This window comes from Noviherbaspirillum massiliense JC206, assembly GCF_000312045.1.
GTDB classification, from domain to species: domain Bacteria; phylum Pseudomonadota; class Gammaproteobacteria; order Burkholderiales; family Burkholderiaceae_D; genus Noviherbaspirillum; species Noviherbaspirillum massiliense.
Genome location: NZ_HE978634.1, coordinates 1,547,994 through 1,559,171, shown reverse-complemented (window position 1 = coordinate 1,559,171; position 11,178 = coordinate 1,547,994). Strand labels below are relative to the sequence as shown.

The window sequence follows — 11,178 nt, the reverse complement described above, 5'->3', positions numbered from 1 at the left end:
GCAGATAGCGCGCGGACTCAAACGGCTCCGGCCGGCACGTACTGCGCATTTAAGCGGTATGCGCCGGCCCGGCATGAATGGTGATAGGGAAACATATGGTGAACCACATTACGATTTCTACAGGAACACCGTGGTACGACTTGTTTTCACGTGGCGCGCGCGACTGGCTGCGGCATAACGACAAGGTGCGGGAGGCGGTGCAGGAAAACCTGCCCAACCTGGTCGCCGGACCGGACGTCATGACGGGTTCGCAGGACCGTACTGTCCAGGTCCCGGTGCGCATGCTGGAGCACGCACGCTTTCGTCTCGCCGATTCCTCTTCCCAGCCTGCCACGGGCGCCGGCCAGGGCCAGGGCAAGCCGGGCGACATCCTGCGCCAGGCGCCGTCCCCGCTGGACATGGGCGGCGACGAGGGTGAAGGCGGGAATGGCGAAGGCGAAGTCAGGATGCTGCTGGAGTTCAAGGTCGATGACATCATCGACTGGCTTTGGGAAGAATTGCAGCTTCCCGACCTGCAGCCCAAGCGCAATGTCCATGTGAATGACGAGGAATACGTGCGCGAAGGCTGGGACAAGCACGGCGCCCGTGCCCGGCTCGACCGCCGGCGCACGGTAAAGGAAGCGGTGAAGCGCCGCGCCACCCAGGAAAATCCGGTGCCCTTCACCAATGAAGACTTGCGCTTCAAGCAGCTGGTGCATCGGCGCAAGCCGGCAACCAATGCAGTTGTCATATTTGCCCTTGATGTGTCCGCCAGCATGACCGACGCCGAACGCAAGCTCGCGAAGAGTTTCTTCTTTTTCGCCCTGCAGGGCATCCGGCGCAAGTACTCGAAGGTGGAAACCCGCTTCATCGCCCACACGACACAGGCCTGGGAATTCTCGGAAAGCGAGTTCTTCAACGTCAGCGGCACCGGCGGCACCGGCGCCTCGACGGCGTTCAAGCTGGCCGTCGAGCTGGTCGAGAAGGAATACGACCCGTCCCAGTACAACGGCTACATGTTTTACGCCTCCGACGGCGAGAACTTCACCGAGGACCGCTCCGCGGCCATCGAGTACCTGACGCGGCTGGGCGGGCTCCTGAATTACATCGGCTATGTGGAAACCGTGCCAGGGTCGCCGCGCGCCAGCGAGACGGAAATGAAAATGCTTTGCGGCGAAGTCGAGCGCGCCGGCGCGCCGATCGGCAGCTGCGTCCTCTCCCATCATGAAGACGTGTGGAAGGCGATACGCAAGTTCTTCACGCAACAGCAGGCTGAGTAAGGGAAATATCCATGTGCACTGCGGATTCCAATGAAACCCTGAAGGAATATTCCGCCCGGATCGAGCAGCTCGCCCGGGACCTTGGCCTGGATTACTATCCGGTCGACTTCGAGCTGGTGCCGAACAACTTCATGATGGAAATCGCCGTCTATGGCTTGCCGGTCCGGATGCCGCACTGGTCATTCGGCATCCGCTACATCCATCAGCTGATCCGGCAGGGCATGGGGCATTCCCGGATTTTCGAAGTGATGTTTCCGGGCGATCCATGCCGGGCGTATCTCGTCAACAGCAATACCCTGCCCGAGAACACGCTGGTGACTGCGCATGTGCTCGGCCATGCGGACTTCGCCAAGAACAACCACCTGTTCGCCAAGTTCATGGAAATGGCGGGCGGGCACATCCTCGAGCAGGCGGCGGCACGCGCGCATCGCATCGAGGAAGCCCTGCACGAACATGGACAGCAGCGCGTGGAAGCAGTACTCGATGCCGCGCTCGCGCTTGAACCGCACATCGACATCAACCGCGAATTGCACCGCCCCCTGTACCCGACCACGCCGCCGGCTGCGCCGGCCAAGGCTGAGATTGCGCCCGAACTGGATGCGTTCCATCGCCGCTATCGCAGTCTGCCGGGTGAGAGGCCGCCCGAGGAAGCCGCCCCGGCACCGAGACGGGCATCGATTCCGCCACAGCCCGAATACGATCTGCTCTGGTTCATCGCCCACTACGGTCCCGATCTGGAAGACTGGGAACGCGACATCTTCCTGGCAGTACGCGAGGAATCGTTCTACTTCTATCCGGTGTTCGCCTGCCAGATCATGAATGAAGGATGGGCATCCTACTGGCACGCGCGCCTGCTGCGCGAGGCCGACTTCCTGCCGCAGGACCTGTACCTCTCTGCGATCAAGGCGCACTCCGACGTGGTCCGGCCCTATGCTGCCGAGCAGCAGCTGGCGCTGGCGGTGAATCCCTATCATCTCGGCTTCTCGATCTGGGAAGACATCATCGAGAAGCATGGACTGGAAGCCGCGCGCCGGATTTGCAAGGAAGAGGATGACTTCGGCTTCATTCGCAACTACCTCACGCGCGAGCTTGCCGAAAAGCTTCAGCTGTTCGTCTACCAGGCACGCGACGACGGCGACATCCGGATCTCGGACAACAGCATCCATGCCGTTCATGAAGCGATCCTGGCGCCGAAATTCAATTACGGCGCACCGCGCATCGCAGCGAACCATCTGCATGTCGATGGCAGTCTGCAGCTCCTGCATGATCACCAGAGCGACGGCCGCGGGGTCGACCTGAGCCGCGCCGAGCGCGTGCTGGAGTATATCGGCAAGGTCTGGCGCCGTCCCGTCACCCTGCATACGGTTGGCGATCGGGGCGAAGCGCGGGTGGTCACCAGCAAGCGGATCTGACCGTTTTCGTCCTGCTGCGTTGCGGCACCGCCCGGGAGGCGGCGCAGGTACGCCTCATATCAGGTTGCAGCGTATCGTTGCCGGCTCCTTGCACAGCTTGCTCAGCAATGCCTGCGAGATCGGGGCATCGACGTCGGTCACGGCATAACCTATGGGACCGCGGGTCTGCAGCTGCTGCGCGACGATGTTGAGACCCATCTCCGCGAAGTCGGCATTCATCCGGGCGATCACGCCGGGCTCGTTGCGATGCACGTGCAGGATGCGGCTTCGCACTTCCTTCTCGCGGTGCGGGATTTCGGGGAAATTCACTGCCCAGCGCGTCGTGCCCGCCTTCAGGAATCGCACCAGCTTGTCCGAGACTTCGCGGCCGATGTTTTCCTGCGCTTCCTGCGTGCTGCCGCCGATATGCGGCGTCAGGATCACGTTGTCCAGCCCGCGCAGCGGCGACACGAATTCCTCCTTGTCATTCTTGGGCTCGGCCGGGAACACATCCAGCGCAGCGCCCGACAGACGCTTTTCCTTCAGCGCCTCGAACAAGGCGTCGATGTCGACCACGCCGCCGCGGGAGGCATTGATCAGGATGGCAGACGGTTTCATCAGCTGCAGGCGGCGCGCATCCATGAGGAGCTCGGTCGCCTTGCCGCCAGGCACGTGCAGGGACACGATGTCTGCCTGTTCCAGGAGTTCTTCCAGCGTAGCCATCGGCTTTGCATTCCCCAAGGGCAATTTGCTCTCAATGTCGTAATAGCAGACCCGCATGCCGATGCTTTCGGCCAGCACGCCCAGCTGGGAGCCGATATTTCCGTATCCGATGATGCCCAGCAGCTTGTCGCGCGCCTCGTAGGCGCCCAGGGCCGTCTTTTCCCATTTCCCGCGATGCGCCCGCGCGTTCTTTTCCGGAATCCGGCGCAGAAGCAGGATGGCTTCGGCAATCACGAGTTCAGCCACCGACCGGGTATTCGAAAACGGCGCATTGAATACCGGAATGCCGCGCATCGCAGCGGTATTCAAATCAACCTGATTGGTCCCGATGCAAAAGCACCCGATGCTGCGCAGCTTCGGCAGCGCCTTCAGCACCTCTGCCGTGAGATGCGTGCCGGAACGGATTCCAACCACGTCGGTATCCTGCAATGCGCTGATCAGGTCATTGCCAGCCAATGCCGTCGGAATCTCCACAACCTCGTCAAATCCTTCGTTCTGGAAATGGGCAACCGCGCTCTTGTGGATCTTTTCCAGTAGAACAATCTTCGTCATCGTCAGTCCTATGGTTTCGGGAATTAAAATGTAACCGGCGCCACTTGCGGAAACCGAAGCAAGGTCCAGATACATGGCAGGCGTCATGTTGCCTGCGTCTTTCGGGATAAGACATTCTGCCACGCCGTCGGTTTTCATGTCCGCCTCGAAACCCGCGCTTTTCTTCCATGGACCCTATACATGACCAACGACACGGCCAACACCGACAAGGCAACGCAGGAAACCGTTCTTGACGTCCGCCGCTGGACCGACAACCTGCTGAGCTTCACCACGACCAGGCCGCCCGGATATCGTTTCATCGCGGGCCAGTTCGCACGCCTGGGCTTGCTGGCCGACGAATGCATGGTGTGGCGTGCGTATTCCATGACGTCGGCACCGAAAGAGGATCATCTGGAGTTTTACAGCATCGTGGTGCCCGGCGGCCTGTTCACGACAGTGCTCAGGGATCTCCAGCCTGGCGCGAAGATCTGGGTGGAAAAGCAGTGCTTCGGCTTCATGACGATGGACCGTTTCACCGGCGGCGAGGATTTCTGGATGTTCGCCACCGGCACCGGCATCGGACCCTACATTTCCATCCTGCGAGATGCCGAGGCATGGACGCGGTTCCGCCGGATGATCGTGGTGCACGGGGTGCGGCATGCGAGCGAGTTCGCCTACCATGACGAGTTGCGTGCACTGGCCCAGCGTCCTCCGGTGGATGCCCCTTCCCCGGCGACGCTGCAAGTCATCGGCGCCGTCAGCCGGGACAAGGACGCAGCCAGCGCCAAAGGATACCTGGAGGGCAGGATCACGACACTGCTGGAGGATGGATCACTCGAAAAGGCAGCCGGCATTGCCATGACGCCGGAAGCATCGCGCATCATGATGTGCGGAAATCCGGCCATGATCGAAGACATGCGCCGCATCCTGCATGCGCGGGAAATGCGGCCAGTGCGGCGTGCGATTCCCGGGCAATTCCTGACGGAGAATTATTGGTAATCGATCAGGAAGTGGTCCGCTGTGCTGCCGGCTGTCTGCGCAGCCGGCGCTTTGCGAAATCCGCCAGCCCTTGAATAGCCATTACCGAGGATTGCAGGAAAGGCGCCTGCAGCTGGAACACATGCCAGCGCTCCTCATAGATTTCGAGCGTCGCTTCCAGCCCGCAGCTTCGGGCGTGTTCCGCCAGGCGAATGGAATCTTCCAGCAGGATTTCGTGATCCCCGACCTGAATCAGCATGGGTGGCAAGCCGTGCAAGTCCTGATGCAGGGGTTGATGGACGCGTGCGCCGGGCGGGCAGCGATACCAACCCAGCGCTTGCTGCAGCCAGCTCTTGCGAACCATCGGATCGCTCGCTGCGCGGGTGTGGAAGGATGCGCCGTCAAGACGCACCCCGGTCACTGGCGAGAGCAGAAGCATGCATGCCGGCATGGCGATGCCCCGCTCCCGCAAATGCAGGGCCAGCGCCAATGCAAGACTGCCGCCCGCGGAATCTCCTGCAATGATGATTTCCCCTAGATGGTAGCCCTGGTCAAGCAGTGCGGTATAGCAGGCGCAGGCGTCTTCCAGTGCTGCCGGAAACGGGTGCTCCGGTGCGAGGCGGTAATCCGGCGTCCACACGGTGAATCCTCCGTAGGCCGCAAGACGGCTGGTCAGGCTGCGGTGGGTCATCGGGCTACCGAGGCAGAATGCGCCGCCATGCAGGTACAGCACAATGCCCGCAGGCGTGCCGGCCAGCGGGATGGTTACTTCGACAGGGAGTGTGCCGAGCTTTTTCCAATGGCGCGATGTCCGCTCCGCGCCCGGCATGACCAGCGCCAGGAAACGCACCAACATCCGCTGCATGCCTGCCGACAAGGGCGGGCCGATGAAGGTGCGAAAGCTCAGGCGCAGCAAGGCTTGCAGGAACGCGGCCGACGCACGCTCCGAAAAAACCCGCGGCGCCGGAATGCGCCGCACGCCGCCATTGGCCAGGAAAGCCTCTTCGGCACGACTGCTTGCAGGTTGGGCAGCGGTCGTCATGGCGTCAGCTCGTAATGCTGCATGTCGGGATCGCGCGTCATGGCACGATACCTGAAGGTGAAGCCGGGCCAGTTGATGGTATTGCGGCCGGACGCGTCGATATACCAGCTGGTGCAGCCATTCCACACCGTATGCCTGAAGCGCGCCTGTATCCGCGCGTTGTAGCCCGCGCAAGCTTCCTGCCTGACCTGCATGCTGCGCGCCCCGCTCTCCCGCATCTTCTTCCGGCAGGCGATCACATGCCGGATCTGGCTCTCCAGCATGTAGACGATGGAGTTGTGGCCGAGATTCGTATTCGGGCCGTACAGCATGAAGAAGTTGGGGAATCTCGGGATGCTGATGCCAAGATAGGCTTCGGCCCCGTTCTTCCATGCAGTGCTGAGTTCGATACCGCCCATGCCATAAACCTTCATCGGCGTGAGGAACTCGGTGGCGGCAAAGCCTGTGCCGAAAATGATTGCATCCACCTCATGCTGCCGGCCATCCTTCGTGATAATGCCGGTCGGAGTGATCCTTTCTATCCCTTCGGTGACCAGTTCAACATTTGGCCGCGCCAGCGCCTTCAGGTAATCATTTGATATCAGGATGCGCTTGCACCCGACGGGATAATCCGGTGTGAGCTTGCGGCGTAATTCCGGGTCGGGCACCTGTACCGCCAGCAGGCGCTTGAAAGGAATGCCGCCCAGCAAGCTGGTCAGATGCCTGAACCGGGTAAAGCCGATCGCGAAGGATTCGTTCCGCAGGTATATTGCGGCGCGCACCATTTTCATGGTGAACGGAAACCGGTGGAACATGGCCTTTTCCCAGTCGCGGTAAGCGCGGTCCGAGCGCGGAATGACGTAGGCAGGAGACCGCTGAAAAACCTTGAGGTGCTGCACTTCGACCGCGACTTCCGGAATGAACTGAATGGCGGATGCGCCGGTACCGATGACGGCAACGCGCTTTCCTTTCAGCGAATACTCGCGGTCCCAGGTCGCAGAATGAAAGGACTTGCCGGCGAAGCTTTCCAGCCCGGGCAATCCGGGATAGGCGGGACGGCTCAATTGGCCGGTGGCGGTCACCACCATGCGCGCGTGCAGGACACTGCCATTCGCCAGTTCCACGCGCCACACGTGTTCCGCCTCGTCATAGCTTGCGCTGGCCACTTCCGTGTTCAGCCGAAGAAGGCCTTCGAGCCGGTATTTGCGCGCAACCTGCTTCAGGTAGGCGAAAATTTCAGGCTGGGTTGCATACTTGCGCGACCAGTTCCAGTTGGGCTCGAAGGAGAAGGAGTAGAGATGAGACGGCACGTCGCATGCGGCGCCAGGGTAGACATTGTCGCGCCAGCAGCCTCCCACATCGCGGCCCTTTTCCAGGATCAGGAACTCATGGATCCCCTCGCGCTTGAGCGCAATGGCCAAGCCGATGCCGCCGAATCCGGCGCCGATGACGATTGCCTCCAGCGGCGCCGCGCAGCTGGCCGCCAAATGCTCGAAAGATGTCTCCATGAGATGTTCTGTTAACCCAGATGCTTCTGATAGGATGTCTGACAAAAAAAAGTATAGGCAGGCTGCGGGACGAGGAGAATAGAAAAAGTGGACAAAAAACTTGAAAATCAGGCCAAATCGCCTGGAAGCGTTGAAGGTCCACCCGCATCGTGGGACTACCGCCGCAGCATGGCAGGCATACGGCTATTGACTGCCTTCGGCATCGAGTCGGGGAGCACGCTGGACACTTTGCTGAGTGGAAGCGGCGTGACGCCCGACCAACTGGATGACCCGCATGCCGAAGTGTCGGCGCACCAGGAGCTTTGCGTGGTAGCCAATCTGCTGCGCGTAATGGGGGCGGCTCAACAGCTCGGGATCAGGGTGGGAATGCGTTACCACCCGACCACTTTCGGTATCTGGGGCTATGCCCTGATCAGCAGCGCCACCGTACGCGACGCAATCGCCACTGCACTTCGCTTCCTGCCATTGACCTTCGCATTCACCCGCGTTTCGCTACACGAAGAAGGAGAATTCGCCAGCCTGGTGTTCGAGGAGCCCGCGCTTGCACATCCCGTCCGCCGCTTTCTGGTGGAGCGGGACATGGCAGCCGCGGCCGCATTGATGAGGGAAATCCTCGGGCAGTTGCCGCTTGACGCAGTGGAATTCCGCTTCCGCACCCCCGAAGGTACTGCTGCAGCGGGCAGCCGGGACGATCCTTGCGCGGCCTTGTTCGGGCTGCAGCCGAATTATGAGTCGGCACGCAATGCCCTGGTCTGTGCGGAAGCGTATCTCGAACAACCGCTCCCTCAGGCCAATCCCCTGACAGTGGCCATCTGCGAGGAAATGTGCGAAGCCCTGCTCGAGCGCAGACGACAACGTTCCGGCGTCGCGGCTGCAGTACGGCGCTGCCTGATGGTGCCGGGAACGGGGCCGAACGATTTGGAGTCGGTCGCTGCTCGCCTGCACATGACGCCGCGCACGCTGCGCCGGCGCCTGCAGGAGGAAGGTGCGTCCTATCGTGTATTGCTGGACGAGGCGAGAGCCACCTTGTGCGAGGAGTTGCTGCGGATGGAGAGGCTCACGCATGCCGAGATTGCCGAGCGCCTCGGCTTCAGCGACGTATCCAGCTTCATCCAGGCTTTCAAGCGCTGGAACGGAGTCGCGCCTGGTGAGTACCGGAAATATCGTAAAAGGCCGTAAGGAGAAAACGGCCGTAAGGAGAGCGAGGCCGCCGCGGTCTACGGACGTTCGGCGCAGAAAAAAAACGGAAGGATGTCGAATCCTCCCGCTTTTCTTTTACTGCATTTGCCTCCAGGCGGCTTGATCTGCGCGCCTGATCCGGCAGGCTTCCGTCCTTAATTAAAGGTCTTGCCTTCGGCGGCCAGCTTCGCCAGCAATGGTGCCGGCTTCCAGGCGTCGCCGTGACGCCCCTTGGCATATTTTTCCATTGCCATCACCACATTCGGCAAGCCGACGGTATCGGCATAGAACATCGGACCGCCGCGGAACAGCGGGAAGCCATAGCCGGTCAGGTAAACCATGTCGATATCGGAAGCGCGCATCGCGATGCCTTCTTCCAGGATCTTCGCCGCCTCGTTGACCAGCGAATACACGAGGCGCTCGACGATTTCCTGGTCACTGATCTGACGGCGCTGGATGCCGAGGTCGGCCGAGTGCTTGATGATCATGTCGTTGACGACCTGAGACGGATAAGGCTTGCGGTCACCCGGTTTGTAGTCGTACCAGCCGGCCGAAGTCTTCTGGCCGAAGCGTCCCATTTCGCACAGCAGGTCTGCAGTCTTCGAGTAGGTGATTTCCGGCTTCTCGACATAGCGACGCTTGCGGATGTACCAGCCGATGTCGTTGCCCGCCAGGTCGCCCATGCGGAACGGCCCCATCGCGAAGCCGAACTTCTCGATCGCCTTGTCCACCTGCTCCGGCAACGCGCCCTCTTCGAGCAGGAAGCCGGCCTGGCGGCTGTACTGCTCAATCATGCGGTTGCCGATGAAGCCGTCGCATACGCCTGAGACGACACCGGTCTTCTTGATCTTCTTCGCCAGTTGCAGCGAAGTCGCGAGCACATCCTTGCCAGTTTTTGCGCCGCGCACGATTTCCAGCAGCTTCATCACGTTGGCCGGGCTGAAGAAGTGCAGACCGATCACATCCTGCGGGCGCTTGGTGAAGGACGCGATCTTGTTCACGTCCAGGGTCGAGGTGTTGGAAGCGAGGATCGCACCAGGCTTCATTACTTCGTCAAGCTTCTTGAATACCTGTTCCTTGACACCAATGTCTTCGAACACGGCTTCCACCACGATGTCGGCCTGGCCGATCTCTTCGTATGACAGGGTGCCCTTGATCAGACCTACGCGCTGTTCGAACTTTTCCTGAGTCAGCTTGCCCTTCTTCAGCGTGTTTTCGTAATTCTTGCGAATCGTGGCCAGGCCCTTGTCCAGCGCTTCCTGTTTCATTTCCAGGATGGTGACCGGAATACCGGCATTCGCGAAGTTCATCGCGATGCCGCCACCCATGGTGCCCGCGCCGATCACGGCTGCCGACTTGATCGGCCGGGTCGGCGTATCTTCGGGAACGTCCGGCACCTTGCTGGCGGCGCGCTCGCCAAAGAAGGCATGGCGCAGGGCCTTGGATTCGGTGGTCTGCACCAGTTCGGTAAACAGTTCGCGCTCGAAACGGATACCGTCGTCGAATTTCTTGGTGACGGCAGCGCCGACCGCATCGACGCACTTCAAGGGCGCCGGGAACGGACCGGCGACTGCCTTGACGGTATTGCGCGAGAACTGCAGGAAAGCCTCATGGTTCGGATAATCGATCTTGATATCGCGCACTTTCGGCAGCGGACGCGCATCGGCGATCTTGTTGGCGAAGGCAATTGCGCCTTCGAGCAGGTCGCCTTCGACCATCTGGTTGAACAACGCGGTCTTCGCCAGCTTTTCGGATGGCACCGGATTGCCGGAGACAATCATGTTCAGTGCCATTTCCAGGCCGAGCACGCGCGGCAGGCGCTGCGTGCCCCCCGCGCCCGGCAGGATGCCGAGCTTGACTTCCGGCAGGGCGATCTGCGCGCCAGGTGCGGCGACGCGATAGTGGCAGCCAAGTGCGAGTTCGAGACCGCCACCCATGCACACGGTGTGGATCGCGGCCACGACCGGCTTGTCAGAATTTTCGACGACATTGATGACGGTGTGCAGGGTCGGTTCAGCCAGCGCCTTGGGCGAATTGAATTCCTTGATGTCGGCACCGCCGGAAAAGGCCTTGCCCGCGCCGGTGATCACGATTGCTTTCACTGCATTGTCGTTCAAGGCCTTCTTCATGCCTTCCACGATCGCGCTGCGGGTTGCATGGCCCAATCCGTTCACCGGCGGATTGTTGAGGGTAATGACGGCGACGGCGCCGTTGACCTTGTATTCGGCAGTCATATCTCTTCCTTTTTTAGATGGGGTCTCGTTGGTCTGCTGAAGCAGTTCTGATGTTAAATAAAGGCTTAACTATACCCGAGAAAAGAACGATCGTATTATTTTTTTCCAAAAAAGCCGGAGGCCTTTTCAGCTTCAAAGCAGACGACGCAGGCACTCTCAAATGCCCTCATATGTTCTGTACGGAATCTTCCCCGGCCTCACCCGGCATCCACGAATCCAGCCCCCTTAAGCGGTGGGAACAAGAAAGGCAAATGGCTGCCAAATAAGAATCGCAGGACCGATACACCGAAGCCAGCGCACGCCAATTCGCCGGCGCGGAGCGGTCCGATTCCCAACGACAAAACGTCATCAACA

8 protein-coding genes are annotated in these 11,178 nt (G+C 60.7%); 4 read left to right on the top strand and 4 right to left on the bottom strand.

The window, feature by feature from the left end; translation table 11 throughout:
* Positions 1-95: 95 nt before the first annotated feature.
* Together HGHM_RS07720 and HGHM_RS07715 are read left to right on the top strand one after the other, a co-directional pair.
* Positions 96-1,259, top strand: a complete 1,164-nt coding sequence (locus tag HGHM_RS07720; RefSeq protein ID WP_051155288.1) for a DUF444 family protein — start codon at positions 96-98, stop codon at positions 1,257-1,259.
* Between the two features lie 11 nt (positions 1,260-1,270).
* Entirely contained in the window at positions 1,271-2,671 is a 1,401-nt protein-coding gene (locus HGHM_RS07715; protein ID WP_019140940.1) for a SpoVR family protein, read from the top strand.
* 54 nt (positions 2,672-2,725) lie between these two features.
* Here HGHM_RS07715 and serA read toward each other — a convergent pair whose 3' ends face one another.
* Positions 2,726-3,925 (bottom strand): phosphoglycerate dehydrogenase, encoded by a 1,200-nt coding sequence (serA, locus tag HGHM_RS07710; protein ID WP_026075803.1) that lies wholly within the window; start codon positions 3,923-3,925, stop codon positions 2,726-2,728.
* A 180-nt stretch (positions 3,926-4,105) separates the two neighbouring features.
* Between serA and HGHM_RS07705 the strand changes: the two genes are divergently transcribed.
* A complete protein-coding gene (locus tag HGHM_RS07705) occupies positions 4,106-4,903 on the top strand; it encodes a ferredoxin--NADP reductase (protein WP_019140938.1) in 798 nt (265 codons plus the stop codon).
* Between the two features lie 4 nt (positions 4,904-4,907).
* On the opposite strand, the gene HGHM_RS23700 is transcribed toward HGHM_RS07705, so the two are convergent.
* Together HGHM_RS23700 and HGHM_RS23695 are read right to left on the bottom strand one after the other, a co-directional pair.
* Positions 4,908-5,924: an alpha/beta hydrolase gene (locus HGHM_RS23700; protein WP_245549184.1), complete on the bottom strand. Its 1,017-nt coding sequence runs from the start codon at positions 5,922-5,924 to the stop codon at positions 4,908-4,910.
* Positions 5,921-7,411 (bottom strand): flavin-containing monooxygenase, encoded by a 1,491-nt coding sequence (locus tag HGHM_RS23695; RefSeq protein WP_245549182.1) that lies wholly within the window; start codon positions 7,409-7,411, stop codon positions 5,921-5,923. The genes HGHM_RS23700 and HGHM_RS23695 overlap by 4 nt, the downstream gene beginning before the upstream one ends.
* 87 nt (positions 7,412-7,498) lie before the next feature.
* Here HGHM_RS23695 and HGHM_RS07695 point away from each other — a divergent pair, with 87 nt between their 5' ends.
* Positions 7,499-8,590, top strand: coding sequence for an AraC family transcriptional regulator (locus HGHM_RS07695; RefSeq protein ID WP_245549180.1), 1,092 nt, complete (start codon positions 7,499-7,501; stop codon positions 8,588-8,590).
* Between the two features lie 155 nt (positions 8,591-8,745).
* Here HGHM_RS07695 and HGHM_RS07690 read toward each other — a convergent pair whose 3' ends face one another.
* Positions 8,746-10,824 carry a 3-hydroxyacyl-CoA dehydrogenase NAD-binding domain-containing protein gene (locus tag HGHM_RS07690; RefSeq protein ID WP_019140936.1) on the bottom strand — a complete coding sequence of 693 codons (2,079 nt, stop codon included), beginning with the start codon at positions 10,822-10,824 and terminating at the stop codon, positions 8,746-8,748.
* Positions 10,825-11,178 lie beyond the last annotated feature (354 nt).

What these genes read in the sequence shown, in the direction of transcription:
- HGHM_RS07705 (WP_019140938.1), top strand. Translation starts at nt 4,106, where the DNA reads ATGACCAACGACACGGCCAACACCGACAAGGCAACGCAGGAAACCGTT.
- serA (WP_026075803.1), bottom strand. Translation starts at nt 3,925, where the DNA reads ATGACGAAGATTGTTCTACTGGAAAAGATCCACAAGAGCGCGGTTGCC.
- HGHM_RS07690 (WP_019140936.1), bottom strand. Translation starts at nt 10,824, where the DNA reads ATGACTGCCGAATACAAGGTCAACGGCGCCGTCGCCGTCATTACCCTC.
- HGHM_RS07720 (WP_051155288.1), top strand. Translation starts at nt 96, where the DNA reads ATGGTGAACCACATTACGATTTCTACAGGAACACCGTGGTACGACTTG.
- HGHM_RS23695 (WP_245549182.1), bottom strand. Translation starts at nt 7,411, where the DNA reads ATGGAGACATCTTTCGAGCATTTGGCGGCCAGCTGCGCGGCGCCGCTG.
- HGHM_RS07715 (WP_019140940.1), top strand. Translation starts at nt 1,271, where the DNA reads ATGTGCACTGCGGATTCCAATGAAACCCTGAAGGAATATTCCGCCCGG.
- HGHM_RS23700 (WP_245549184.1), bottom strand. Translation starts at nt 5,924, where the DNA reads ATGACGACCGCTGCCCAACCTGCAAGCAGTCGTGCCGAAGAGGCTTTC.